This is a genomic window from Serratia grimesii (genome assembly GCF_900186025.1).
Taxonomy (GTDB): Bacteria; Pseudomonadota; Gammaproteobacteria; order Enterobacterales; family Enterobacteriaceae; genus Serratia; species Serratia grimesii.
In genome coordinates this window covers 2,705,266-2,729,523 of record NZ_LT883155.1, presented here as the reverse complement: position 1 = coordinate 2,729,523, position 24,258 = coordinate 2,705,266, and the positions used below count along the sequence as shown (strand labels likewise).

Annotated in this window: 23 protein-coding genes; 9 read left to right on the top strand and 14 right to left on the bottom strand. The window is 54.4% G+C overall.

All coding sequences use genetic code 11. From position 1 onward, the window contains the following. Positions 1–15: 15 nt before the first annotated feature. Positions 16–1,626 carry an inorganic phosphate transporter gene (locus tag SGBXF1_RS12835; RefSeq protein ID WP_061806329.1) on the bottom strand — a complete coding sequence of 537 codons (1,611 nt, stop codon included), beginning with the start codon at positions 1,624–1,626 and terminating at the stop codon, positions 16–18. A gap of 203 nt (positions 1,627–1,829) precedes the next feature. Between SGBXF1_RS12835 and SGBXF1_RS12830 the strand changes: the two genes are divergently transcribed. Then, positions 1,830–2,858 carry a transporter gene (locus SGBXF1_RS12830; RefSeq protein WP_037415542.1) on the top strand — a complete coding sequence of 343 codons (1,029 nt, stop codon included), beginning with the start codon at positions 1,830–1,832 and terminating at the stop codon, positions 2,856–2,858. Here the strand turns inward: SGBXF1_RS12830 and SGBXF1_RS12825 are convergent, their stop codons facing one another. The 9 genes from SGBXF1_RS12825 to SGBXF1_RS12785 all read right to left on the bottom strand — a co-directional run bounded on the left by SGBXF1_RS12825 (position 2,859) and on the right by SGBXF1_RS12785 (position 10,313). Beyond that, the gene (locus SGBXF1_RS12825) at positions 2,859–3,392 is read right to left on the bottom strand and encodes an SRPBCC family protein (RefSeq protein WP_037415539.1); all 534 of its coding nucleotides are present in this window, start codon (positions 3,390–3,392) and stop codon (positions 2,859–2,861) included. A 3-nt stretch (positions 3,393–3,395) separates the two neighbouring features. Next, positions 3,396–3,743 carry an ArsR/SmtB family transcription factor gene (locus tag SGBXF1_RS12820; protein WP_037415536.1) on the bottom strand — a complete coding sequence of 116 codons (348 nt, stop codon included), beginning with the start codon at positions 3,741–3,743 and terminating at the stop codon, positions 3,396–3,398. A gap of 88 nt (positions 3,744–3,831) precedes the next feature. After that, positions 3,832–5,058 carry a Zn-dependent hydrolase gene (locus SGBXF1_RS12815; RefSeq protein ID WP_037415533.1) on the bottom strand — a complete coding sequence of 409 codons (1,227 nt, stop codon included), beginning with the start codon at positions 5,056–5,058 and terminating at the stop codon, positions 3,832–3,834. Beyond that, positions 5,055–5,546, bottom strand: a complete 492-nt coding sequence (locus tag SGBXF1_RS12810; protein WP_130380846.1) for an L-2-amino-thiazoline-4-carboxylic acid hydrolase — start codon at positions 5,544–5,546, stop codon at positions 5,055–5,057. Before SGBXF1_RS12810 ends, SGBXF1_RS12815 begins: the two co-directional genes overlap by 4 nt. Before the next feature lie 29 nt (positions 5,547–5,575). Continuing rightward, positions 5,576–6,736, bottom strand: coding sequence for a branched-chain amino acid ABC transporter substrate-binding protein (locus tag SGBXF1_RS12805; RefSeq protein ID WP_130380844.1), 1,161 nt, complete (start codon positions 6,734–6,736; stop codon positions 5,576–5,578). Positions 6,737–6,768: 32 nt separating this feature from the next. Continuing rightward, positions 6,769–7,482 carry an ABC transporter ATP-binding protein gene (locus tag SGBXF1_RS12800; RefSeq protein WP_186426945.1) on the bottom strand — a complete coding sequence of 238 codons (714 nt, stop codon included), beginning with the start codon at positions 7,480–7,482 and terminating at the stop codon, positions 6,769–6,771. After that, on the bottom strand, positions 7,475–8,245 hold the full coding sequence (locus SGBXF1_RS12795; RefSeq protein ID WP_037415523.1) for an ABC transporter ATP-binding protein: 771 nt from the start codon (positions 8,243–8,245) through the stop codon (positions 7,475–7,477). The genes SGBXF1_RS12800 and SGBXF1_RS12795 overlap by 8 nt, the downstream gene beginning before the upstream one ends. Then, positions 8,242–9,354 (bottom strand): ABC transporter permease subunit, encoded by a 1,113-nt coding sequence (locus SGBXF1_RS12790; RefSeq protein ID WP_186426944.1) that lies wholly within the window; start codon positions 9,352–9,354, stop codon positions 8,242–8,244. The genes SGBXF1_RS12795 and SGBXF1_RS12790 overlap by 4 nt, the downstream gene beginning before the upstream one ends. 8 nt (positions 9,355–9,362) lie before the next feature. Further along, on the bottom strand, positions 9,363–10,313 hold the full coding sequence (locus tag SGBXF1_RS12785) for a branched-chain amino acid ABC transporter permease (RefSeq protein ID WP_186426943.1): 951 nt from the start codon (positions 10,311–10,313) through the stop codon (positions 9,363–9,365). A 172-nt stretch (positions 10,314–10,485) separates the two neighbouring features. On the opposite strand from SGBXF1_RS12785, the gene SGBXF1_RS12780 reads away from it, so the two are divergent. Continuing rightward, positions 10,486–11,394, top strand: coding sequence for a LysR substrate-binding domain-containing protein (locus SGBXF1_RS12780; protein WP_037415516.1), 909 nt, complete (start codon positions 10,486–10,488; stop codon positions 11,392–11,394). A 21-nt stretch (positions 11,395–11,415) separates the two neighbouring features. On the opposite strand, the gene SGBXF1_RS12775 is transcribed toward SGBXF1_RS12780, so the two are convergent. Together SGBXF1_RS12775 and SGBXF1_RS12770 are read right to left on the bottom strand one after the other, a co-directional pair. Then, complete coding sequence (locus SGBXF1_RS12775) at positions 11,416–12,732, bottom strand: ABC transporter ATP-binding protein (protein ID WP_186426942.1); 1,317 nt, start codon at positions 12,730–12,732, stop codon at positions 11,416–11,418. A 12-nt stretch (positions 12,733–12,744) separates the two neighbouring features. Continuing rightward, positions 12,745–14,484, bottom strand: a complete 1,740-nt coding sequence (locus tag SGBXF1_RS12770; RefSeq protein ID WP_186426941.1) for an ABC transporter permease — start codon at positions 14,482–14,484, stop codon at positions 12,745–12,747. Between the two features lie 254 nt (positions 14,485–14,738). Between SGBXF1_RS12770 and SGBXF1_RS12765 the strand changes: the two genes are divergently transcribed. Together SGBXF1_RS12765 and SGBXF1_RS12760 are read left to right on the top strand one after the other, a co-directional pair. Then, positions 14,739–16,619: a potassium transporter Kup gene (locus SGBXF1_RS12765; protein ID WP_186426940.1), complete on the top strand. Its 1,881-nt coding sequence runs from the start codon at positions 14,739–14,741 to the stop codon at positions 16,617–16,619. 101 nt (positions 16,620–16,720) lie between these two features. Further along, positions 16,721–17,023 carry a cupin domain-containing protein gene (locus tag SGBXF1_RS12760; RefSeq protein WP_186426939.1) on the top strand — a complete coding sequence of 101 codons (303 nt, stop codon included), beginning with the start codon at positions 16,721–16,723 and terminating at the stop codon, positions 17,021–17,023. Here the strand turns inward: SGBXF1_RS12760 and SGBXF1_RS12755 are convergent, their stop codons facing one another. Further along, the gene (locus tag SGBXF1_RS12755) at positions 17,024–17,617 is read right to left on the bottom strand and encodes a TetR/AcrR family transcriptional regulator (RefSeq protein ID WP_037415507.1); all 594 of its coding nucleotides are present in this window, start codon (positions 17,615–17,617) and stop codon (positions 17,024–17,026) included. It lies immediately after the preceding gene. A gap of 141 nt (positions 17,618–17,758) precedes the next feature. On the opposite strand from SGBXF1_RS12755, the gene SGBXF1_RS12750 reads away from it, so the two are divergent. Genes SGBXF1_RS12750 through SGBXF1_RS12740 form a run of 3 tightly spaced genes read left to right on the top strand, consistent with a single transcriptional unit; the run spans position 17,759 to position 20,638 of the window. Then, on the top strand, positions 17,759–18,814 hold the full coding sequence (locus SGBXF1_RS12750) for a sugar phosphate isomerase/epimerase family protein (protein ID WP_037415504.1): 1,056 nt from the start codon (positions 17,759–17,761) through the stop codon (positions 18,812–18,814). Positions 18,815–18,843: 29 nt separating this feature from the next. After that, complete coding sequence (locus SGBXF1_RS12745; protein ID WP_061806317.1) at positions 18,844–19,740, top strand: alpha/beta fold hydrolase; 897 nt, start codon at positions 18,844–18,846, stop codon at positions 19,738–19,740. Next, on the top strand, positions 19,730–20,638 hold the full coding sequence (locus SGBXF1_RS12740) for an alpha/beta hydrolase (protein WP_061806316.1): 909 nt from the start codon (positions 19,730–19,732) through the stop codon (positions 20,636–20,638). Before SGBXF1_RS12745 ends, SGBXF1_RS12740 begins: the two co-directional genes overlap by 11 nt. Positions 20,639–20,685: 47 nt before the next feature. Here SGBXF1_RS12740 and SGBXF1_RS12735 read toward each other — a convergent pair whose 3' ends face one another. After that, on the bottom strand, positions 20,686–22,119 hold the full coding sequence (locus tag SGBXF1_RS12735) for an NAD-dependent succinate-semialdehyde dehydrogenase (protein ID WP_186426938.1): 1,434 nt from the start codon (positions 22,117–22,119) through the stop codon (positions 20,686–20,688). A 213-nt stretch (positions 22,120–22,332) separates the two neighbouring features. Between SGBXF1_RS12735 and SGBXF1_RS12730 the strand changes: the two genes are divergently transcribed. Together SGBXF1_RS12730 and SGBXF1_RS12725 are read left to right on the top strand one after the other, a co-directional pair. Beyond that, entirely contained in the window at positions 22,333–23,160 is an 828-nt protein-coding gene (locus SGBXF1_RS12730) for an AraC family transcriptional regulator (RefSeq protein ID WP_061806314.1), read from the top strand. Positions 23,161–23,262: 102 nt separating this feature from the next. Continuing rightward, positions 23,263–24,228 carry a DMT family transporter gene (locus SGBXF1_RS12725; RefSeq protein ID WP_186426937.1) on the top strand — a complete coding sequence of 322 codons (966 nt, stop codon included), beginning with the start codon at positions 23,263–23,265 and terminating at the stop codon, positions 24,226–24,228. Positions 24,229–24,258 lie beyond the last annotated feature (30 nt).

The window sequence follows — 24,258 nt, the reverse complement described above, 5'->3', positions numbered from 1 at the left end:
CCGTGTTAGCCCGGTTTAGAAATGGTTGAAAATCCAGTACAACCCAGCGGAAAGCAGCACCGAGGCCGGTAGCGTCAAGACCCAGGCCATCAGCAGGTTGCGCAGAGTGGACATTTGCAGACCGGAGCGGTTGGCTGCCATGGTGCCGGCGATGCCGGATGACAGAACGTGAGTGGTGGAAACCGGCAGCCCAAAAATATCCGCAGCACCTATGGTAGTCATCGCCACCAGTTCGGCGCTGGCTCCCTGAGCATAGGTGAGATGGCTTTTGCCGATCTTCTCGCCCACGGTGACGACGATACGCCGCCAACCCACCATGGTGCCCAGCCCGAGAGCAATGGCCACAACTACCTTGACCCAGAACGGGATAAAGCGGGTGGCGCTGTCCAGATCGCTTTTCAAGGCATCCAGATTGCGCTGCGAGTCAGCAGGTATGTGAAGTTGTTTTTCCGACTTCAGGTGTTTAATGACCTCAGATGCCAGATACATGTCATTACGGGTATTAGAAACCGCCTGAGCGGGGATCTTGTCGACCGAACCGTATTGCCGGATTTGATCGCCGATGGCGCCAGTCAGTTGGGCCAATGCAGGCACGACTTCAGGTGTCAATTCGTTAGTCCGTACATAACCGGTCAGTACTTCGCGTGGTTGTGCCTGGCTGACGGCTGGAAACTGGTTCAGCAATTGGTTTTTGGTGACTTCTGCCAGTGCAGCGACCCGCGGGATTTGCTCGGGTGGCATTGAGCGGTTGAGTGCGTAGGCAATGGGCATGGTACCGACCAGGATCAGCATGATAAGACCCATACCTTTTTGCCCGTCGTTAGAACCATGAGCAAAAGATACCCCCGTACAGGTGAGGATCAGTAAACCGCGGATCCACAACGGCGGTGGTGAGTCGTTTTTGGGGGCAGTATACAGTTGGCGATTTTTGACGAAGACTTTCAGTGCCAGCAGCAATAGCGCGGCAAACACAAAGCCGATCACTGGCGAAAGCAACAAAGCGTAGCCCACTTTAATCGCTTGTCCCCAGTCCACGCCGCTGGTGCCGGTACGACCGTGAATCAGCGCGTTGGCTACCCCAACACCGATGATTGAGCCAATCAGAGTATGGGATGACGATGCAGGTAACCCGAGCCACCAGGTGCCGAGGTTCCAGATAATCGCCGAGAACAGCAGGGCATACACCATGGCGAAGCCGTTGCCGGTGCCGGCCTGTAAGATCAGCTCAACTGGCAACAGTGAAATGATACCGAACGCCACTACGCCGCTGGAAAGCAACACGCCGAGAAAATTAAAGAAGCCTGACCAGACAACCGCCACCATCGGTGACAATGAGTGGGTATAGATAACCGTGGCAACCGCATTGGCGGTGTCATGAAAACCATTAACAAATTCAAAGCCCAGCGCAATCAACAGCGCTAACCCCAATAAAAGGAACGGGACATAGCTGGTATATACTGCACCGGCATCACTCACGTCGTTAAATAAATTAACCCCGGCAAAAGCTATCCCCAGTACTAATAAAAAAACAAAAAAAAGAACAGTGAGTCGACTGTTCTTTTGATAGATTTTTGGCAGGCTGGGTGCAGATGGCGCACCCGCTTGAACGGCGCTGTTTTCGCTCATAAAGGACCTTCCCGATAGACTTCATTAGAATGCTGACGGAGCCGTACGCTGTTGCCATCAAAGTATTGGGAAATAATGTGACTTTTTTATGACGCTAATATTAATCATCAGGAAAAGTGAAAATAATTAACGTTGGCATTTAAAGGTTGATATAAAGGCTGGAGCTAATGATTAATTGGTGCGGTTATTCAGGATAAAGAGTTATGGCTCAAACGGTTGCGGAAAAATTACACAAACTTGATTTTGATGATGAAGTCACCGGGCTGATTTACGGTCACGTATTCCGCACGGCAGAGCCACCGCTGCGCGTTTCTTCGCAGCAGGCTTGTCAGGCTTATCAGGCATTGTCGCCGGGTGAGGGGTTTCTCTGGCTACATCTCAATTTGAATCATGCGGCTGCGGAAAAATGGCTGAAAAATCATTTTGCGATTTCCGACTTTTTCTTCGACGAAATCCGTCATGGCTCGCACACCACACGCATTGAACGGCAGGGAGATGATCTGTTTGCCGTGCTCAACGACGTGATTTTCCACCCGAAAGAAAACAACCCTGAGATCGCGACATTGTGGCTGTACTGTTGCAGCGGGCTGGTGGTCACGGTACGACACAAACCGCTGCGTTTGATCGAACGGCTGCTTAGCCGGTTGGGGCCGCTACAACTGACATCGTCCACCGAATTGTTGGCGCATCTGCTGGAAGAACAAGAAGACGTCCTTGAGCAGTTGGTGCGGCAGGCTAACCAATATGTCGATACCATTGAAGACCGTTTATTGAGCAGTCACGTGAAACGTAACCGTACTGAACTGGGGCGTATGCGCCGTATGCTGCTACGTTTTCAGCGTTTGCTGGCACCGGAACCTGCGGCGCTGTTCCGTTTGCTGAACCGGCCACCGGCCTGGTTGAGTCGCGACGTAGTACAAGATTTGCGCCAGTTCACTGAGGAATTTACCGTGGTGTTGAACGATCTCGCCAGCCTGACCGAGCGTATTCGTCTGTTGCAGGAAGAGATTGGTGCCAAGCAGATGGAACAGAACAACCGTACGCTCTACACCCTGACAGTGATCACCGTGCTGGCGCTGCCGATCAATATCGTTGCGGGTTTCTTCGGGATGAACGTGGGGGGGATCCCGCTGGCCAGCAATCACCACGGCTTTATTTTGCTGGTGTTGCTGGTCGGCGGTTTTACGCTGGTGACCGGCTATCTGGCGTTCAGACGCCGGGATGAAAGCTGACTAGAGTCTGGCCCGGTACTCTTCTTCCAGCTTGGCGTGGGTACTCCAGAATGGCTGTGGTTGACGATCGTGCAGGCGATCGACCAGGATATCCAGATGGGTGTGCCAGCCCCCGGCCACACTAAGCATCTCGTCACGGTTGGCCAGACGGCGATGGGTGACCGTCAACAGCACGGCATTGCCCTGTTCTGTGAGTTCAAAAGTGACTTCAGAAGGGCGTGTTTGTCCTTGTTCTGCCCAGGTAAAACTCAGTAGCCGCGGTGGGAAAAGGCAAGTGATATGACCGATGTTGCTGACGCTGCAACTGAGGTTTTTATATTTGGCTGGCGTTTGCTCATGCACGCCAGTCAAATCGGAATTGCGGAACACCAGTTCAACCTGGGCACCATTTTCCAATTTCATATCACCGGCTGCCAGCCAGGTGGCGCGTTTGTCAGATTCCGTCAGATAGGCCCACACCCGCTCGATCGGGCCGGGAAGCAGCCGCTGAATACGCAGCGTGCCGGTTTCAATAATCATGCCGTAGTCGTTCATAGTTCACTCCTTGGGAGGATTCGGTTCGGGCTGCAGCAGCGCTATTTCCAGCGCGTCCAGCCGCTCTGTCCAGAAATGCTCGTAGGTTTGCAGCCATTGCATGGCTTGTGCCATTGGCTCGGGTTCAAGCCGGCAGATATGGTTTCTTCCCTGCACGGTGCGTTGCACCAGCCCAGCAAGCTCCAGTGCTTTGATATGCTTGGAGGCGCCGGCAAACGACATCTGCAACGGCGCGGCCAGTTCACCAACACTGTGCTCTCCATCGGCCAATGTACGTAATATCGCACGACGCGTTGGATCAGAAAGCGCACGGAAAATGGCGTCCAGCTGTGAGGAAGATAATTTAACCATATGGTTGAATATAGAACAGGCAGGCGAATATTCTACCAGTTTGTTGAATATTTTTTAATGCCCCGACTGACGAGCCGGGGCAGTGTACTCAAGCGTGGGTGTGTGCCAGTAATGCGTTAAGCAGCACGTTGGCACCGGCTGTCGACCATTCGCTGGAGATATTTTCCAGTTCGTTGTGGCTGATGCCATCCACGCAGGGAATGAAAATCATCGCTGTCGGAGCTACCCGGCTCAGATAGCAGGCGTCATGACCGGCGCCGGAAACCATATCACGGTGAGAATAGCCCAGTGTCTGCGCGGCTTGGCGTACGCTGTCGATGCAGCCTTGATCAAAGCGTATCGGCTGGTACTGGAAAATACGCTCGGCGTGGGCGCTCAGACCGTCGCTGCCGATCTTGGCAACGGCCGCCAGCAGTCGCAGTTCCATCTGTTCCAGCACCGCCTCTTGCGGATGGCGGAATTCGACGCTGAAAAACACCTTACCGGGCACCACATTGCGAGAATTTGGGGTAATTTGCGCCATGCCTATCGTGGCACGTGCGTCAGGCATGAAGTCTTTGCCAATGTTATTGACGGCAATGACCATGGCGGCAAAACCGAGCAGGGCATCGCGCCGGCGATCCATCGGCGTGGTACCTGCATGGGCGCTAAAACCGGTGATCTCCAGCTCATACCAACGTTGCCCCTGTGCGGTCGTCACCACGCCAATTTCAATGTTCTCTGCTTCAAGGATCGGGCCTTGCTCTATATGCAGTTCGAAGGCGGCGTGTATCGGCATATTGCCAACCGGATGTTCGCCCGCGTAACCGATTTGCTGCAATGCCTCACCAATACTGACGCCCTGATCATCGCTGCGCGACAGGCCGTACGCCAGGTCAAATACGCCCGCAAACACCCCAGAGGAAATCATCGCCGGGGCGAAGCGTGCGCCTTCTTCGTTAGTCCAGTTGACGACCTCAACGGCGCGTTCGGTGATGATCTGATGATCGTTGAGCGTTCGGATCACCTCCAGGCCAGCCAATACGCCATAGATACCGTCGAAACGGCCCCCCTTGGGTTGGGAGTCAACGTGGGAACCGGTGATCACCGGTGCCAGCTCTGGGCGAGAACCTTCACGCCGCAAAAACATGTTGCCCATGCGATCGACCCGCACGCTGCAACCGGCTTCCAGCGCCCAGTCACGCAGTTGGTCACGTGCCAGACGATCTTCTTCACTCAGAGCCAACCGGGTAACGCCATCTTTTGGGATGGCGCCGAACTGTGCCATGTCACGCAGACTTTGCCACAAGCGCTCACCATTCACCCGTTGTGTCATTTCTTCTCTTCCTGTGGTTTGGTTGCATAGCGGAAATCACAGCAGGATGCACCGGACATAATGGTTTGGGTACGTTGTAGCTCGACATCCGGCGCATAGCCGACAATAAACTGGCTGTCGCGCGCGCAGGACAGCAGATGACCGATTTCACCCAATCCCATCTGGTGATACATCTCGGCATAGCGGCAACGGGTGACGTTGTAGTCGAAATGCTGTTCGTCCTGGTAGATCACCTTGACCTGCAGCGCATCGTCCTTTTCCCACAGATACTGCAAGGCGGCGAAACTCTGCAAATCTGCGCCATTCGGTTCCTGTGCCGCAAAGTTTTTGCCCGCCTCAATGGCGGCGTTTTCGATGGCTTCACCTATCACCGCCTGTGCGCGTTCCTTGCCAATTTCACGCACCAGAATCTGATAGATCGGTTTGATGATTTCCGCCTCTATGCGCCGTCTGGCCAGAATACCCAACTCGTTTTTTGCATCGTTCATCGCCTTGCTCCTCATTGCCTTACTGATTTTTATTGTGTTTTGGCGCCGCCCAGTACGCTCTGCGGCTGCCATTTGCCGTCAACGACCCGATAAAGGGTGAAGCTCGGCTGTTGCAGGTTGCCCTGCGAATCGAATGCAATAGTGCCAGTGACGCCTTGGTAATGAATGGCCCGTAATTTCGGCAGGTAATCGGCCGGATCGGCAGACCCCGCTTGCTCGATGGCGGCAATCAATACCCGGGTGGCGTCGTAGGCGAACGGCGCATGCAGTTCGATATGGGTTTTGTAACGGTCGCGATAAGCCTGCTCAAAGGCCTTGCCACCTGGCATCTGTTCCAACGGTAAACCCGGTTCCAGTGCGACTACGCCTTCACCTTCTTTTTGGGCCAGCGTCAGGAAGGTCTGGCTGACAAACCCGCCGGCGCCCATCAATGGGGTATTCATCCCCAGTTGTTTGATGCGACGGGCCAGCGGAGCGGCCTGTGAATCAACACCGCCGAAGAAGATCAGATCGGCGTTTTTGCTGCGCACGGTGGTCAGTACCGCACTGAAATCAACGGTCTTATCGTCGACATACTCCCGCGCTACCGGTTGCAGGCCCTGAGCCGCCAGCGACTTGATAAACTCATCAGCCAGCCCTTGGCCAAAGGCGGTGCGGTCATCTATTACCGCAATACGCTTGGCTTTCAGTACCTTGGCCGCGTATTCGCCAGCATAATTGCCGCCATCATCGTCATGGCCCATTACGCGGAAACTGGTGTCGAACCCTTGTTGAGTATAGCCATGGCCGGTGGCGACCGGAGCGACCTGGGCAATGCCGGCGTCGTGGTAAATGCGTGCTGCCGGTATGCTGGTACCGGTGTTCCAGTGACCCACCACGCCAGCGACACCTTCGTCCACTAAACGTTGGGCTACGGCAACGGCAGTGCGAGGATCGGACTGGTCGTCCTCGGACAGCAGTTTAAAAATGACCGGCTTGCCTTTCAGCGTGGGTTTTTGGGCATTAGCATCGGCGATCGCTAACTGTGCACCGTTCTCAAGATCTTTGCCGATGCGAGCGGAAGGGCCTGTCAACGGGCCAGCCAGGCCAATCAGAATGGTTTCATCGGCCAGAACCGGTGATGCCGCACTCAGGCTAACTAAAACGGCGGCGGCAAGCCCCAGCGGCTTAAAGCGAGTTATCTTGTTCATGTAAAGCTCCCGGTGTGATTAAAAATAAAAGGTTATTCACCCAAATAGGCTTGTTTGATTTTTTCATCATCCAACATGTCGGCAGAGCGTCCACAATGGCTCAGATTGCCGCTGTCCAGCACATAGGCGCGGTCAGTTGATGCCAGTGCCAGCCGGGCATTTTGTTCCACCAAAAGTAGCGTGACACCGTCACGTGAAAGGTTTTTGATGACCTCAAAAATGGCCTCAACCATAATGGGTGCTAAGCCCATCGAGGGTTCATCCAACACCAACAGCCGGGGACGGCTGAGCAAAGCTCGGCCCATGGCGACCATCTGCTGTTCGCCGCCGGAAAGAAGTCCGGCCTGCTGTTGAAGCCGTTCACGCAGGCGTGGAAAAAGAGTGCAAACTTGCTCCAAATCTTGTCGTACTGCTGCTTTGTCGCGCCGCGAATAGCTACCAAGTTGCAAGTTTTCCAACACCGTCATGCGAGCGAAAATACCGCGTCCTTCCGGCACCATGACGAGCCTTTGTTGCAATAACTGATGCGGTGGCACACCACGAATAGAGCGGCCATCAAACAAGATCTCACCGTCGAAGGGCTGTAGGCCCGTTAGTGCACGCAGGCTGGAGGTTTTTCCGGCACCGTTAGCACCGATCAAGGTCACCTGTTCGCCGCTGTTTACCGTAAAATCGATGCCTTTAACGGCATGAATGCCACCGTAGGACACCTTTAATTGTTTGACTGTCAGTAAAGGTTCAGACATGGGCTGCGCCTCCCAGATAAGCGCGAATCACGGCAGGTTCGCGTCGGACCTGCGCCGGTTCGCCTTCAGCAATGACTTTGCCGTAGTCGAGCACGGTCAGGCGGTCACACAATCCCATTACCAGCTTGACGTCATGTTCGATCAACAGCAGGGTTTTGCCGCTTTCACGGATACGTTGCAACAGCTCGCGTAGGGCGACTTTCTCTGCGGCATTCATACCGGCTGCCGGTTCATCCAGTGCCAGCAATTTGGGTTCGGTGGCCAAGGCGCGGGCGATTTCCAACCGACGCTGATGGCCATAGGACAGATCGCCGGCGCGATAATCGGCGAATTGGCTGATGCCGACGTACTCCAGCAGCGCGTAGGATTTCTCCCGTGTTGCCTGTTCTTCCTGCCGGGCACGACGGTGACGTGAAATTGCCGCCCAGAGCCCATTGCGAGTACGCAGATGGCAGCCGACCATCACGTTTTCCAATACGCTCATCTCATTGAACAACCGCAGGTTCTGGAAGGTGCGTGCAATACCGGCTTGCGCCACTTTATCTATGGCCTGTGGTTTGTAGCGGCGATCCTGTAAGCGGAACTCGCCACTGTCAGCGCGATACAGACCGGTGATCAGGTTAAAACAGGTGGTTTTTCCCGCACCGTTCGGCCCAATCAAACCGTAAATCTCCCCCTGGTGAATACTGATGCTGACGTCATCAACAGCGGTGAGCCCGCCAAAGCGTTTACTGACGTGGCTGAGTGTAAGGAGTGGCGTCATGATGTTGCCCCCTGTTGATGACGTGCCGGCCATAAGCCCGCAGGGCGATACAACATCACCAGAATCAATGCCAGCCCGTAAAACAGTTGGCGGATAATTTCTGGATCGATCCACACCTGTCCAAACAACGCCTGCTGCAGAGGTCCCATGGTGCTACGCAGTAATTCAGGCAGGGCAGCCAGCAGCAAAGCGCCGAGGATCACACCGGGTATGTGGCCCATACCGCCTAGTACCACCATGGCCAAAACGGCGATCGACTCTTGCAAGGTAAAGGACTCTGGCGAGACAAAGCCTTGAAACGCGGCAAACAGCGCCCCAGCTATACCGCCAAAGGTGGCACCGATGGCAAATGCCAACAGTTTGAAGTTACGTGTGTTTATCCCCATTGCCCGTGCTGCATCTTCATCTTCGCGAATGGCGGTCCAGGCACGGCCAACCCGTGAATGTTGCAGACGGAGGCAGATAAACAGGATCATCAACAATAACGCGGCGAACAGGTAGTAATAGAGGTACAGCGACGAAAAGCGGATACCAAACCATTGGTGCATGCCGGAAAACTTCAGGCCAAACAAAGAGACCGGATCGATGCCGGAAATCCCTTTCGGACCGTTGGTAATGTTAAGCGGGCGGTCCAGGTTGCGCATCAGAATACGGACGATCTCGCCAAAACCCAGTGTGACTATGGCTAAATAGTCACCGCGTAGTCGCAGCGTTGGTGCACCCAACAAAATGCCACACAACGCCGCCAGCAGTGCGGCTAAGGGGATCAGCAACAGGATCGACAGATGCAGGCCATCCGGGAACCATTGCAATAACAATGGGAACTGCTCGGTCAGATGTGGGGATGACAACAGCGCGGTCAGATAGGCCCCCACCGCATAAAAGGCGATAAACCCCATGTCCAGCAGGCCGGTGAGGCCGACCACGATGTTCAGTCCCAGAGCCAACATCAGGTACAACAGCGCGAAATCGATCACCCGCACCCAGTAGTTACCGCCTGCAGCACCCGCCACCCAAGGCGCCAGCAGCAGGCCGAGCATAAACAATACTACGCCGAGTTTGGCGCGGTGTGGGCTGTCGGTGTTGATCGTTGTGGTTAGAATAGTCATTTTTGTCCTCAGGCGCGGGTAGCGACGCGTTCGCCTAACAGCCCGGATGGGCGGAATACCAACACGGCAATCAAAATCAGGAAGGCAAAAACATCCTGATAGTTGCTACCGAAGGTCCCGCCGGTCAGTTCACCGAGATACCCGGTGCCCAGGGATTCAAACAGCCCTAACAGTAATCCGCCGAGCATCGCACCACGCAGATTACCGATCCCACCCAGTACAGCAGCTGTAAAGGCCTTGATACCGGGCAAGAAGCCCATGGAAAAACCGGCATTGCCATAGTTACTGGCCATCATGATGCCTGCCACTGCCGCCAGTGCACCGCCAAGGGCAAAGGTCAGAATGATGATGCGGTTGGGATCGATACCCATCAGGCTGGCGACCTGTGGGTTTTCCGCGGTTGCGCGCATGGCGCGACCAAAGCGTGAATGTTCAACCAATAAGAGCAGCCCGACCATCACCAGCACGGCAACGACCAATGTGGCGATACCCGTCCCGGTGATCACGGCCGGTGCGTGCTCGGCGCTACCTTGAGTGAGGGCGATAGGTGACATGGGTAACAGTTGTGGGAACATCAACGGATTACGCGACCAAATTAGCATCGCCAACGTTTGCAGCAGCAGCGAAACCCCAATTCCGCTGATCAGCGGTGCCAGGCGTGGCGCATTACGCAGGCGACGATAAGCCAGACGTTCAATACTCATCGATACTAAGGCGCATACCGCCATGGCGGTAAATGCTGCCAGCAGCAACACGACGTACGGTGACAGACCAGGGAAATGGTGCTGCAACACACCGATGGCGGACAGTGCGCTAAGTGCACCCACCATCAACACATCGCCGTGGGCAAAATTGATAATGCGCAGGATGCCGTAAACCATGGTGTAACCCAGGGCGATCAGCGCATAAATGCTGCCGAGCATCAGGCCGTTGACGGTCTGCTGTATCAGCGTATCCATAGGGGAGAGTCCCGAAAAATAATGATTCAGGACGCTCACAGTAGAGAATTAAAAAAAATTGTAAAATACGGAAAAATAATTTCTTATACAAAAAACGTGTGTTTTTAATTGTTTGATTTATTTGTATATTAAATTATAACCCTTACAGGATTTTCGCCAAAATTATCAATATATGAAAAAAACAGAACAATATGCAGTGTCGCTACCGAATGATCCTCCGCTTCGTGCTGTACGGGCGTTTGAGGCTATTGCTCGCTTGGGCAGCGTTACCGGTGCTGCGAAAGAACTGGGGATTTCTCCCTCGGCGGTGAGCCATCAGCTCAAAACACTGGAAGCATTTCTGCAGATGCCACTGACCGAGCGCCAAGGGCGCAAGCTGATCCTGCGTAATGAAGGGCGGGAATATTACCGTTCGATCCGCTCGGCATTTAACGTACTGCGTCAGGCGACGGAGCAGGTGCGTGAACAGTCAGCATCCAGACAGGTGACCATCAGTTTGATCCCTTTGTTTGGCATGGGGTGGTTTATTCCCCGGTTACACGGCTTTCTACGTGAGAACCCCGAGATCGACATTAACGTGGTGTACGCTAATCACCGTAATTATCTCAGTGATGCTGCTGATATTTCGATTCGTTTTGGCGCGGGGCAATGGACCGGTTATCGCAGTGAAAAGCTGATGTCCGGTAAAATGGTACCCGTGTGCAGCCGTAGTTTTATCAAGCTTCACGGAGTGCTCGATACGCCAGACCAACTCTCACCACTGCCGCTTTTGCATGATGAAGAACGCACGACTTGGATGCAGTGGTTTCAGTTGGCCGGAGCCAGGCGTCCATTGCGCAGCACTGGCCCAATGTTTGAGGATGGCTTATTGACGTTAGCGGCAGTGCAGGCAGGACTGGGGTGCGCCCTGATGCGTGAGCCCTTGATCACCCCTTACCTTAACAGTGGCGAGCTGGTTAAGCTGTTTGATCTGCCGATCGATGATGGCCGGGATTACTACCTGTGCGTGCGGCAAGACAATGAACTGTCCCCTGAAGGACTGAATCTGCAACGCTGGCTGTTGAAAGAAGCCGGGGTTTGAATACCCCGCGCCGGATGTGATTCAGAATTCGACGTCTTCCAGGCTGAAAAACTCGGTCTGATCGTTATAGGAAAAGATTTCCGCATAACGGCCCCAGTTAATGACGGTGTCCAGCGTTTCTTTTGCTGCGGCGTCGGACAACGAATCCTCCAATTCCTGCTCGAAGCGCATACGGGGCGCCCGGTGACCTGGACGTTCGTCCAACACACTTTTGATCAACGCGGCCAGCGGCAGGTAGCGCAGTAAATGCTCGGCGAACATGACTTTACGCGCCTGGACATCGTACTCAGCAAATGTTCGCGCTGAAGGTGTCAGAAAGATATCCCCTTCACGGACATCTGCAAACCCCAAGAATTGCAGGACTTCGGCAATCGGGAAAAGGTCATCCACTTCCAGGTGCAACGAATGGGCGATGTCCGGCATGTCGGCACGACCAAAATAAGGCGCGGCAGCCAACGTTTCGATCAGACCGGCAATCAGGTTGGTGGAAACATGCGGTAAACGCGTGCCGAGCTTCAGGCCTTTTTTAATGCTCTCATCCATCGGCCGGGCGGTCATTTTGGCGTAAACGTCGTCTACCAGGCGACGGAATAAAGGATCCAGCCGATTACGCGGGTGGTTGAAGGGGACTTTTATTTCGGCTACCACACGCCCAGGGTTGGAGGACAGCACCAGGATCCGGTCACACATAAACACCGCTTCTTCAATGTTATGCGTCACGATCAACACGGACTTAATCGGCATACGGCCTTGATTCCATAAATCGAGCAGGTCGGTACGCAGTGTTTCCGCCGTCAGCACATCCAACGCGGAGAAGGGTTCATCCATAAGCAGCAGCGTTGGATCCACCACCAACGCCCGGGCAAAGCCTACCCGTTGACGCATGCCGCCTGACAGTTCACGGGGGTAGGCGTTTTCAAAACCGTCCAGACCGATCAGGTCAATAGCGGCCAGCGCGCGTTCACGTCGTTGATTGGCTGCAACGCCCAGGGCCTCCAGCCCGGCCTCCACGTTTTGCAATACGGTGAGCCAAGGGAAAAGGGCAAAGGTCTGAAACACCATGGCAATGCCTTTGGCCGGGCCATTTAACGGTTTGCCAAGATAGTCTACCGCGCCTGATGTAGGCTCGATCAACCCGGCAATAATACGCAGCAACGTTGACTTACCGGAGCCAGACCGCCCCAGCAAGCCGACAATCTCCCCGGCCTGCAAAGACAGATTAACGTCATTGAGGATCAGCTGTTCGCTGTGTGCCTTGTTAAAACCGTGGTTGATGTTTTTTACTGCTAAGATTTCCGTGCCGGCGACTGGCGCAACCCTGTTTTTTGGATCTGACATCTGAACGCTTCCTTAATCGATGCGGAATCGGGATTCGGCGTAGGCATACAGCGGACGCCACAGCAGGCGATTGAACAGGGTGACAAATAACGACATCACGGCGATGCCCAAAATGATTTTAGGGAAGTCGCCCGCGGTGGTGGTTTGTGCGATGTAGGCACCGAGCCCATGTGCTGTTACCTGTGTGCTGCCCCATTGCACAAATTCTGCCACGATACTGGCGTTCCATGCGCCACCTGAGGCGGTAATGGCCCCGGTGATGTAATAAGGAAAAATGCCCGGCAACATGACCTGACGCCACCATTGCCAACCACGAATATGGAAGTTGGCAGCGGCTTCGCGGTAGTCGTTGGGAAAGGCACTGGTTCCCGCGACCACGTTGAACAGGATGTACCATTGGGTACCGAGCACGATCAGCGGGGACAGCCAAATATCCGGGTTAAGGTGGAAGTGCACAATGGTGATGACGAACACTGGGAACAACAGGTTGGCTGGGAAGGCGGCCAGAAATTGGGCAACAGGCTGAATTTTACCGGCCAGCGCGGGGCGCAGACCAATCAGTACCCCTAGCGGAACCCAGATCAGTGATGAGATCGCAATCAATACGGTGACGCGCAGCAGCGTAATGAGCCCCAGCATCAACACATGACCGACGTCCGCCAGCGTCACCCCAGTCTGCACATAAAGAATCACATGATAAGCAATGGCGATCGTCAGCAGGATCACCAGGCTGTTCCAGCAAAGATCGATAAGGCGTGAACGTTTTTGCCGTTGTGCGTTGCTGACACGGCGGCGTCTTATTGCGGGCAGATTTAGCCGCAGGCGTGCAGTCTTGGCCAGGAGTGCACCCAACGGTGTCAGCAGCAGGTGAATGAGCCGTGTGCGGCGCATCAGGTTCAATACCCAGGAGTTTGGCGCATTGGCTGAACGGGTGGTTTCCATGCGGAATTTGTCTGCCCAGGCCACCAATGGGCGGAACAACAACTGGTCATAAGCCAAAATCACCACGGTCATGGTGACCAGCACCCAACCTACCGCGTGCAAATCCTTGCTCAATATTGCCTGAGCGAGATAGGCGCCAATACCGGGTAGCGTAAAGGTGTTATTACCGACAGTAATGGCTTCGGACGCCACAATAAAGAACCAGCCGCCAGACATTGACATCATCATGTTCCAAATCAGACCCGGCATTGAGAACGGTACATCCAGCTTCCAAAAACGCTGCCAGGGGCTCAAATGAAAGCCGCGCGACACCTCCAGCAAATCACGTGGCACGGTACGCAGTGATTGATAAAAACTGAAGGTCATATTCCAGGCTTGGCTGGTAAAAATCGCGAAGATGGCGGCAAGTTCGACGCCTAACACCCGGCCGGGAAACAGAGCAATAAAGAAGGTCACGGTAAAAGAGATGTAACCGAGTACCGGCACCGACTGAAGGATATCGAGAATAGGTACCAGCACTTTTTCCGCACGACGGCTCTTGGCTGCCAGTGTGCCGTAAACCAAGGAGAACACCAGCGCGGCAACCATAGCGATAAGCATGCGCAAGGTGGTGCGCAGGGCATATTCCGGTAGATTAGCGGGATCAAGGGAGATGGCCTGGGTTTTTAGCGTCATGATAGGCTGCATCGTTTGATGCAGGCCAACAGCCATCATCGCGATAGTGCCGATAATCATCGGGAAGGCGATAACATCCCACCCGTTGGGCAGCAAACGCCGGGCGGAGACGTGCGTATTGAGCCTGACGTTCATCTAACCTCTCTTTAAACCAGAATGGGGAGAGTTTTGAGAGTAATGGCAGCACAACGACTATAGCCCATTATCCGCCGGCATTTTTAAACCGTTACTCAGCAGACGTCGTTTCTGTTGCTGTCATGCCACACTGTGCCGGTGACAGATGACAATTCTGATTATCGTGGCCCGTGCAGTAGCTTTGCTGGGGGGAAGCGATAATAATTCATAGACTAAGACTGGATGGCCGTTCGATTTTCAAAGAGGATTACGTTATGTCTGCCGGCAGTGACACGGAACAACCCAACAAATCGAGTTTAACTCTGTTGGCAGGCGGCGCACTGGGTGTGGTGTTTGGCGACATTGGTACCAGCCCGTTGTATACCTTCAAAACGGTGCTATTTCTCTCTGGTGATGCACCCTCCGTACCCGTGATTCTCGGTTTGTTATCGCTGATCTTCTGGACACTGGTGATTGTCACGTCGCTAAAGTACGCGATGTTCGCTATGCGTATTGATAACCGCGGCGAAGGCGGCATCATGGCCTTGATGTCGCTGTTGGTCAGTAAGACAAGCACCCGCCCAATGGTGCTGTTTGCCGGCTTGTTTGGTGCGGCGTTGATCTACGGCGATGGGGCGATCACCCCGGCGATCTCGGTGCTGTCGGCGTTGGAAGGGTTAAATATTGTTCTGCCCGAATCGCAGCCCTATATTTTACCCGCAGCGGTGGTGATTCTGGTCAGCCTGTTCGCTATTCAACCGCTGGGCACTGCACTTATCGGCAGGGTGTTTGGGCCGATTATGACACTGTGGTTTTTTTCCATCGCGGCCTTGGGCATTTGGGGGATTATCCAGCATCCTGCGGTGCTGATGGCGTTGAATCCTTTGTACGGCATTAACTTCCTGTTCTCTAATGGGGTGACCAGTTTTCTGGTGCTGGGCGGCGTTTTCCTCTGCGTCACCGGTGCAGAAGCGCTGTACGCCGACATGGGGCATTTTGGCAAAAAGCCGATATGGCTCGCGTGGTTTGGCATTGTTTTCCCCAGCCTCTTGCTGAACTATGCCGGGCAGGCTGCACTAATCCTGTCGGGCGCTGACGTGACTCAAAATATCTTCTTCCGCTTGTGTCCGCCGTTACTGCAAATCCCTCTGGTTATTCTGGCGACCTTGGCCACCATCATCGCAAGCCAGGCTATTATCAGCGGGGCTTTTTCAATGACCCGTCAGGCGATCCAGCTTGGCTGGCTGCCACGCTTGCAGGTGAAACAGACCACAGAGGAAAGTTACGGACAAATTTATATTGGTGCCATCAACTGGTTGCTGATGGCGGTAACGGTGTTCCTGACGGTGTTCTTCAAGTCGTCCGATAATTTGGCTGCCGCTTACGGTATCGCTGTGTCACTTACCATGATCATGACCACTGGGCTGCTGTTTGTGGCGATGCGTGAGGTATGGCGATGGGGAGTGGTCACCAGTTTGCTGGTGGCAGGCGGCTTCTTTATCGTTGATCTCAGCTTCCTGTTGGCCAACCTTAGCAAGGTGATGCAGGGCGGTTATGTCCCATTGCTGTTGGCCACCCTGGTGTACGGCGTGATGCTAATCTGGCATCGCGGGGTGCTCGCGGCTTCTCGTACATTGGGAGAAAAGAGCGTGCCGCTGACGGATTTTCTGGCACACCTTGAAGAGCAAAAAATCCCTCGAGTGCCGGGCACGGCAATATTTCTTACTCGTACGCTAAACGGCACACCGCCGGTGATGAAATGGCACGTTAAGCGTAATGGTTCGCTGCACGCCACCGTGTTGACATTGAATATCATGATCGTCAACGAACCCCGTGTGGCAAATGCTGAACGGCTGGTCATCCGACAACAGTCGCCGGGTTTCTGGTGTGGTATCGCCAGCTACGGTTTTATGGAGCGGCCTCATATTCCCCGCTTATTACGCCATGTGGAGGCGCAGAAAACCGGGCTGAATTTTGATGACGCGACCTATTACCTGGGGCATGAAACCGTGGTACGCCGCGAAGCCAATGACCGATTACCGGCGTGGCAGCGCAACATTTTTGCGTTGATGGTGCGTAATGGTATGCACGTGACCGATTATTACTATCTGCCCAGCGATCAGGTTGTTGAAATCAGCCGCAGAGTGCCAGTTTGAGCCGCTTGGCTATAGGTTAAAAGTATTGGTTATTTAACTGTTTGCGCGTGAGGGCGTAAATTGCGGTAGCGCGATGGGCGCTGCTTGCGAGTGAATAATTTATGTCATTGTTCGATCTTACCGCGTTGGCGGCCGATTTACCGCAGGCATGGCGTTCCCGCATATTGGGACGCGTCGGTTCGGCCAACATCAAAGTGTTACGGATGGATCAGCAGGCAATTGCCGATGAAGTTCATGATTATCATGAAGGATTGTTGGTGATCGCTGGGCAGTTGCGGCTTGAAGTGCAGGGCGAGGCTATTACGGTCAACGCCGGCCAATTGTATCAGGCAGCCGCTGGTGTACCTCACCGGGTGCTGGCGGGCAGCCACGGCACCCTGGTGATTTTTGATATGCCGGAGTGATTAACGGCTGCTTTCCAATGGCGATAGCGCAATTTTCACCGCGGCGTCTAATCTGGCCCGACTGACACCATCACGAGCTTGTACCGACAAGCCGTGCAGGAAGACGGCAAAATAATCACCGAGGCTTTCGACATCGGTGTCGGCTGGCAGTTCGCCCGCGGTTACCGCAGTCTGTAGGCGTTCAATAATGCCCTGAGTGCGTAGCCGGCGGTGTTCTGCCAACCAGGTTTTGATATCGGCGTTTTCGTCGCTGACACTGGCCGCAGAAGAAACCACCATACAGCCTTGTGGCAAATCAGCACGACTGTAGAGCGCCACCGCGTCGTATAACATGCGTTTTATTGCCGTATGTACACGGCTTTCCTCACTGAATGCACGATCGGCAAACCCGCCTTCATGGCTTTCGTAACAGGCGATTGCTTCACGGAACAACAGCTCTTTCGAGCCAAACGCTTTGTAAATACGTGCGGAGGCAATGCCCAGCTCGGCCACTAAATCCGACATCGATGTGCCTTCATATCCCTGTCGCCAAAAGAGGTCGCGTGCTTTCACTAATGCCTGTTCGCGGTCGAACTCACGTGGTCTGCCTGCCATTCATCTGCCCTTGTTTATCGAACTTTCAGTGAAATAGGATCGCTTAAATCCACTGTAACACCAACGATTTTTTAAAATTCGCTTGCTGAAGAATTCATTTGAGCCTATTGTTTGTTAATCGACAAACAATAGGAGTTTACGATGAAAACCCTGAAAGGTCCAAGCCTGCACCTCGCACAATTTAGTGACGATGCTGCACCTTTTAACAGCCTGCCGGCAATTGCCGACTGGGCCGCAAAAACCGGTTTTAAAGCCCTACAGATCCCTGCGTGGGATAGCCGCCTGTTTGATTTGGCTACTGCCGCGGAAAGCCAGACATATTGCGACGATCTGGTCGGTATGTTGGCAGAACACGGACTTGAGGTCAGCGAACTGACCACCCACATTTTTGGTCAGTTGATGGCGGTACATCCGGCCTACGATGCGCTATGTGACAGTTTTGCGCCACCGGCTTTGCACGGCAATCCAAAGGCACGCGGTGAGTGGGCGCACCAGCAGTTGCTGTTGGCGGCTAAAGCCTCTGCACGACTGGGGCTGAGCGAGATGGGCACGTTTTCAGGCTCACTGGCCTGGCCCTATTTATTCCCGTTCCCACAGCGGCCGGCGGGGTTGATTGAAACGGCTTTCGATGAGTTAGCCAAACGCTGGTTGCCGGTGCTCAATGCCTGTGATGAGCAAGGGGTTAACTTATGTTATGAAATCCATCCCAGCGAAGACCTGCACGACGGTGTGACCTTCGAAATGTTCCATCAACGCGTTGGCGGTCATCCGCGTTGCCAGATACTGTTCGATCCAAGCCACTTTGTGCTGCAACAGCTTAACTATCTGGACTACATAGATATTTATAAGGATTTCATTCGTATGTTTCACGTTAAGGACGCGGAGTTTAACCCGACCGGGCGACAGGGTATTTACGGTGGTTATCAGTCGTGGACTGAACGCGCGGGGCGTTTCCGTTCGTTGGGCGACGGACAGGTGGATTTCAAGGGTATATTTTCGCGACTGACACAGCATGGTTACCAAGGGTGGGCAACGTTGGAGTGGGAATGCTGCCTGAAACACCCGCTGGATGGGGCGCGAGAAGGGGCGGCCTTTATACATGACCATATCATCAATGTTACCGACAAGGTGTTCGATGATTTTGCCGGTGCGCCGGTTGACCAACAGCAAATCAATACGTTGCTTGGCCTGCGCTGAGCCACAATATTCCTTCACGGAGAACACCAATGACACTGCAAAATAACGGGTCCATGCAACATGGACCTGAACACGAACACGTCTATGTGCGAGTAAATGGCAACCGTATTCACTGTGTCACGCTCGGCGAAGGTCAACCGGTGCTGTTGATTCCCGGCTGGCCACAAACCTGGTACACCTGGCGTTATGTCATGCAGGCACTGGCGGCGGCCGGTTTTAAGGCCATCGCGGTGGATCCCCCGGGTATCGGGGATTCAGACAAGCCTCGTGGCGGCTATGACACCGGCAGCGTCGCAGCCACGTTGCACCAAACCATGTTGCAATTGGGGCATGCGCGTTATCAATTGGTCGGACATGATATAGGGATGTGGATCGGCTACGCGATGGCAAGTGACTTCCCACAGGCGGTTACGGGGCTGGTATTGACGGAGGCGGTGATCCCTGGGCTGGCGCCCGCACCGCCGATTTTTGTGCCCGCGGAACAAAACATTTTTCTGTGGCATTTCATGTTCAACCAACTGACGGATCTGCCGGAGGCATTGACGTTGGGCCGTGAGCGAGAGTACCTCAGCTATATCTTTAATCGTTGGTCTTATCGCCGTGATCGGGTCGCGGCGGAAACCTATATCACAGCCTATTCGGCACCGGGTAGCTTACGAGCCGGTTTTGATTACTACCGCGCCATTCCGGAGACCATTCGGCAAAATCTACGCCGCGCAGAATCTCAACTTACCATGCCGGTAATGACCATAGGAGCTGAGCATGCTACCGCTGATGCGCCTTTTTTAACGTTGCGCGATAACGCGACTAACCTGCGTGGTGAAACGGTCGCTGGGTGTGGACATTTCATTACCGAAGAGTCTCATGAGGCGTTTATTGCGTTGGTGGTACCTTTCTTGCTGGAGGGTAACGCTGATGCCGCTTAATCCGCAGATTGCCCACTTCTTGTCCGTCGCGGCGCAGGCAGCTGCACCGGAGTCTCTGTCTGAGATGCGTGCTGCGGCAGAAAGCGGGCTGTTACACTTGCAAGGCGAGGCGGAAGCCAGTGGGGGGATTAAAAATGGATGGGTCACTGCCAACGACGGTCACGATATTGCCATTCGTGCTTACACGCCGCTGGGAGTGGACACCGGTGAGTCCATACCGGCAATGTTGTACGCCCACGGTGGCGGCTGGTGTCTGGGCTCACTGGCGTTGTATGACCGGCCTTGCCAGGCGCTGGCCAATGCTACTGGCCGAATGATCCTGTCGGTTGATTATCGTCTGGCGCCGGAATACCCCTACCCACGGCCGTTAGATGACGTGTATCAGGCGTTGTGCGGTGTGATTGAACAGGCGGATGAGTGGGGGTTCGATGCCACACGTATCGCGGTTGGTGGTGACAGTGCGGGTGGCAACTTGGCTGCGGCCGTTGCGTTATTGGCCCGTGACCGGGATGGCCCGCAGATTGATCATCAGTTATTGCTGTACCCGGCACTGAGCCGGGCTATGGATACGACCAGCTATGCCGATTACGCACAAGGCTATTTCCTGACACGGGAAGTGATGGCATTTTGCTGGAGTCAGTATCTGCCTGAAGAGCACAATAATTGCGATCCTTACGCAGAACCCTTGCATGCAGCAACGTTAAGCCGATTGCCACCGGCAACCATTTTGAGTTGCGAGTATGACCCGCTGCGCGATGAGGCGGAGCATTATGCCAGGCGTTTGCAGGAGGACGGGGTCGCGGTTCGCTGTGAACGGCTGCCGGGCATGGTACATGCCTGCATTCATATGCTGGGTTTAACCCCGGCGGCACGAGAACTGTTCGATAAAGCCCGATGATAAAAATGCCCCGTAAGAACGGGGCATTTTTTTGTCGCTTACATTAATTAACGGCCAGCCACGGTGACAAAGCGGGTTTCCAGATAGGACTCGATCGCCTCGCTGCCGCCTTCGGTGCCGTGACCGGAGTCTTTGACCCCGCCAAACGGTGTTTCAGGCAGGCCAAAACCAATGTGATTGATGCTGAGCATGCCGCTTTCCACATCGCGTCCCAGCGCGTTCACGGTCGCAATGCTGCGGCTGTATGCATAGGCCGCCAAACCGTAAGGCAGGCGATTGGCCTCCGCGATAGCTTCCTCATAGGTCGCAAATGACCGCAGCAGGGCGACCGGGCCAAACGGCTCTTCGGACATCGCACGAGCACTCAAGGGGACATCGCGCAACACTGTCGGTTCAAAGAAATTGCCGGGACCCGTTACACGTTTGCCGCCGGTGGTGGCTTTGGCCCCCTCGGAGATGGCATCTTTCACGAAGGCTTCAATGGCATCTACGCTGCGTTGCAGCACCATTGGCCCCATGGTCACACCTTCTTGCTGACCGTTGCCCAGCTTGATGTCGCGTACTGCTGCTGTGAATTTCTCGACAAAGGCTTCATAAACGCCTTGTTGGATCAGGAAGCGGGTCGGGGCAATACAGACCTGTCCGGCATTGCGGAACTTGGCCAGTGCCAGCTCTTTAGCGGCGGCATCGAGATCGGCATCGTCAAAAATCAGCACCGGGGCATGACCGCCCAGCTCCATGGTGGCTTTTTTCATATGCTGACCGGCCAGCGCCGCCAGATGTTTGCCCACGCGGGTGGAACCGGTGAACGAGATCTTGCGAATGGTTGGGTGTGGGATCAGGTATTCGGAGATTTCTGCTGGGGTGCCGTATACCAACGCGATCACGCCAGCAGGAATGTCCGCATCGGCAAAGGCGCGAATCAGCTCAGCCGGTGAGGCTGGGGTTTCTTCCGGACCTTTAATAATGATTGAACACCCGGCTGCCAGCGCGGCGGACAGTTTGCGTACAATCTGGTTAATCGGGAAGTTCCACGGCGTGAATGCGGCAACCGGTCCTACCGGCAGTTTCAGCGTTTGCTGCTGAACGTCCTGGCTACGAGATGGGATAATCTGGCCATAGGTGCGGCTGGCCTCGCCGGCAAACCAGTCAATTACGTCCGCCGAGTTAAGGATCTCAACCTTGGCTTGTGCCACCGGCTTGCCTTGTTCCTGACTCATGATCACGGCAATTTTCTCTGCACGTTCACGCAATAATGCTGCGGCTTTACGCATCAGGTTTGCCCGCTGATAGGCAGAGGTTTCACGCCAAATCTTGAAGCCGCGCTCGGTTGCGGTCAGCGCCAGATCGAGATCGGCTGCTGTGGCGTGTGCCACACTGCCAATAACCTCATCGGTAGCGGGATTAGTGACGGGTGTGGTTTTGCCAGCAACTGCGTTGCGCCATTGTCCATCAATATAGAGTTGAGTATCTGGATACATTGTTGCCTCTTACTTTCAGGGGGTTAAAGACTGTGTTCCCACTCTTCGGCGGGATAATCGATAGGCCGGTACTCAATTGCAGGTACCAGACACTGGGTAAAATACCCTACGCTGAATGCGCCGCAGCGTCCAGAGTACCGGGCGGTACACTACTCAAACTGCGTCACTTTGACTATCATACAACCACAAGTGGCATACAGACGGGGCGGTACGGTGCAGGGTGTTCCTCAGCAATTTCCTTTCGAAAAAGATAACGCACAGTTCCGACAGTTGTCTCAGGTGCCGGGCGTAGAGCTTTATCACGCGCATATTGAGCGCTATGCTTTTGAACCACATACACATGACGCTTTTGCCATCGGGACCGTCGATTTTGGTGCCGAGCGTTTCCGCTACCGTGGGGCGCAACATCTGGCAGCGCCGGGGTCGCTGGTGTTGATGAACCCGGATGAACTGCATACCGGCGAGGCGGAAACCGTTGGCGGTTGGAATTACCGCATGCTCTATTTGGAACCGGCGACGCTGGAGCTGTTGTCCGGTGAGCAGGGGTTTTGGTTCACCGATGCGGTGCGTCAGGACCCTCAGGCGGCACGGCAATTGTCCGCCACGCTGGCAGCACTGTGGCAAACTCATGATCCGCTTACGATTGACAGTCTATTATTGCAGGTTATCGCTATTTTTCGCCCTCATATCCAGGTAGCCAAATCATTGAAGGCGGAGCCGGCGCACCGTTTTGAGATCGTCAAAAGTTACCTGCACGACAACTTCTCCGCTGTTATTACCTTGGACCAATTGGCATCGTTGGTCTCCCTCAGTCCCTATCATTTTCTGCGTAAATTCAAAGCTGAATACCATGTGTCGCCCCAGCAGATGCTGATGGCAATTCGTTTGTCACAGGCCAAACAGATGCTGGGACGCGGTATGCCTGCGGCACAGGTCGCCGCAGCGACAGGGTTAACCGATCAGGCACATTTAACGCGCGCCTTTGCTAATCGTTACGGTGTCACACCTGTGCGTTATCAAAAACAGGTTACGACCCGCTAAAACAGCAACCTGATACAATATTTCCTCGCATCAGTGGGCTAGGCTGACCCCAGGTTTTTTCACGGGCTCAGACTGATTCGCCCGGTTGTTGATGGAGTCACTATGTTTGTTGGCGTGTTATTTGCCTTATCGGCTGGGCTGATGTGGGGGTTGATCTTTGTCGGCCCAGTATTGATCCCTGAGTATCCTGCGGCGTTGCAGTCTACCGGGCGTTACCTGGCTTTTGGCCTAATCGCGTTACCCCTGGCGTGGTTGGATCGCCATCGGTTAAAAAAGTTACGACGTAACGATTGGTTGGAAGCGTTAAAACTGACCGCTATCGGTAACTTGTTGTATTACCTGTGTCTGGCTAGTGCAATACAACGTACTGGCGCACCGGTTTCCACCATGATTATCGGCACATTGCCGGTGGTGATTTCGGTAACTGCGAATCTGTTTTACAGCCGGCACGATGGCCGACTTTCCTGGCGCAAACTGACACCAGCCTTGGTGTTGATCGCCTGTGGATTGGCGCTGGTTAATGTTGCCGAACTGCAAGGCAATACGACGCCGATCGACGTTTGGCGCTATAGCAGTGGCCTGGGACTGGCGTTAGTGGCAGTGGCGTGTTGGACCTGGTTCCCGCTGCGCAATGCCCGCTGGTTGCGGGAAAACCCAAATCAAAGACCTGCAACCTGGGCGACGGCGCAGGGGGTGGTGACGTTGCCGCTGGCGCTGGTGGGCTATCTGTTGGTTTGTGGGCAGTTGGCGATGACCCAGCCAGCATTTGCATTGCCGTTTGGTCCAAGACCGGATGTGTTTATTCCTTTGATGATTGCTATTGGCATGCTGTGCTCGTGGATTGGTGCACTGTGCTGGAATGAAGCGAGCCAGCGTTTGCCAACAGTGTTGGTAGGGCCGTTGATCGTATTCGAAATTCTGGCAGGGCTAGCCTATACCTTTATGCTGCGTCAGGCGTGGCCACCGTTGTTGACCGTGGGTGGCATTGCCTGCCTGATCATTGGCGTGGTGTACGCGATGCGGATTAAGCCACAGCCGGTGGTGGTGTCACTGGCTGCTAAGGAGTAGCACCTGCCGTGGTACCACGGCAGGCACTGA

Coding starts and splice junctions, on each gene's coding strand:
- SGBXF1_RS12795 (WP_037415523.1), bottom strand. CDS start 8,245: ATGACGCCACTCCTTACACTCAGCCACGTCAGTAAACGCTTTGGCGGG.
- SGBXF1_RS12800 (WP_186426945.1), bottom strand. CDS start 7,482: ATGTCTGAACCTTTACTGACAGTCAAACAATTAAAGGTGTCCTACGGT.
- SGBXF1_RS12780 (WP_037415516.1), top strand. CDS start 10,486: ATGAAAAAAACAGAACAATATGCAGTGTCGCTACCGAATGATCCTCCG.
- SGBXF1_RS12815 (WP_037415533.1), bottom strand. CDS start 5,058: ATGACACAACGGGTGAATGGTGAGCGCTTGTGGCAAAGTCTGCGTGAC.
- SGBXF1_RS12825 (WP_037415539.1), bottom strand. CDS start 3,392: ATGAACGACTACGGCATGATTATTGAAACCGGCACGCTGCGTATTCAG.
- SGBXF1_RS12805 (WP_130380844.1), bottom strand. CDS start 6,736: ATGAACAAGATAACTCGCTTTAAGCCGCTGGGGCTTGCCGCCGCCGTT.
- SGBXF1_RS12725 (WP_186426937.1), top strand. CDS start 23,263: ATGTTTGTTGGCGTGTTATTTGCCTTATCGGCTGGGCTGATGTGGGGG.
- SGBXF1_RS12750 (WP_037415504.1), top strand. CDS start 17,759: ATGAAAACCCTGAAAGGTCCAAGCCTGCACCTCGCACAATTTAGTGAC.
- SGBXF1_RS12755 (WP_037415507.1), bottom strand. CDS start 17,617: ATGGCAGGCAGACCACGTGAGTTCGACCGCGAACAGGCATTAGTGAAA.
- SGBXF1_RS12765 (WP_186426940.1), top strand. CDS start 14,739: ATGTCTGCCGGCAGTGACACGGAACAACCCAACAAATCGAGTTTAACT.
- SGBXF1_RS12735 (WP_186426938.1), bottom strand. CDS start 22,119: ATGTATCCAGATACTCAACTCTATATTGATGGACAATGGCGCAACGCA.
- SGBXF1_RS12835 (WP_061806329.1), bottom strand. CDS start 1,626: ATGAGCGAAAACAGCGCCGTTCAAGCGGGTGCGCCATCTGCACCCAGC.
- SGBXF1_RS12770 (WP_186426941.1), bottom strand. CDS start 14,484: ATGAACGTCAGGCTCAATACGCACGTCTCCGCCCGGCGTTTGCTGCCC.
- SGBXF1_RS12760 (WP_186426939.1), top strand. CDS start 16,721: ATGTCATTGTTCGATCTTACCGCGTTGGCGGCCGATTTACCGCAGGCA.
- SGBXF1_RS12785 (WP_186426943.1), bottom strand. CDS start 10,313: ATGGATACGCTGATACAGCAGACCGTCAACGGCCTGATGCTCGGCAGC.
- SGBXF1_RS12820 (WP_037415536.1), bottom strand. CDS start 3,743: ATGGTTAAATTATCTTCCTCACAGCTGGACGCCATTTTCCGTGCGCTT.
- SGBXF1_RS12775 (WP_186426942.1), bottom strand. CDS start 12,732: ATGTCAGATCCAAAAAACAGGGTTGCGCCAGTCGCCGGCACGGAAATC.
- SGBXF1_RS12830 (WP_037415542.1), top strand. CDS start 1,830: ATGGCTCAAACGGTTGCGGAAAAATTACACAAACTTGATTTTGATGAT.
- SGBXF1_RS12745 (WP_061806317.1), top strand. CDS start 18,844: ATGACACTGCAAAATAACGGGTCCATGCAACATGGACCTGAACACGAA.
- SGBXF1_RS12740 (WP_061806316.1), top strand. CDS start 19,730: ATGCCGCTTAATCCGCAGATTGCCCACTTCTTGTCCGTCGCGGCGCAG.
- SGBXF1_RS12790 (WP_186426944.1), bottom strand. CDS start 9,354: ATGACTATTCTAACCACAACGATCAACACCGACAGCCCACACCGCGCC.
- SGBXF1_RS12810 (WP_130380846.1), bottom strand. CDS start 5,546: ATGAACGATGCAAAAAACGAGTTGGGTATTCTGGCCAGACGGCGCATA.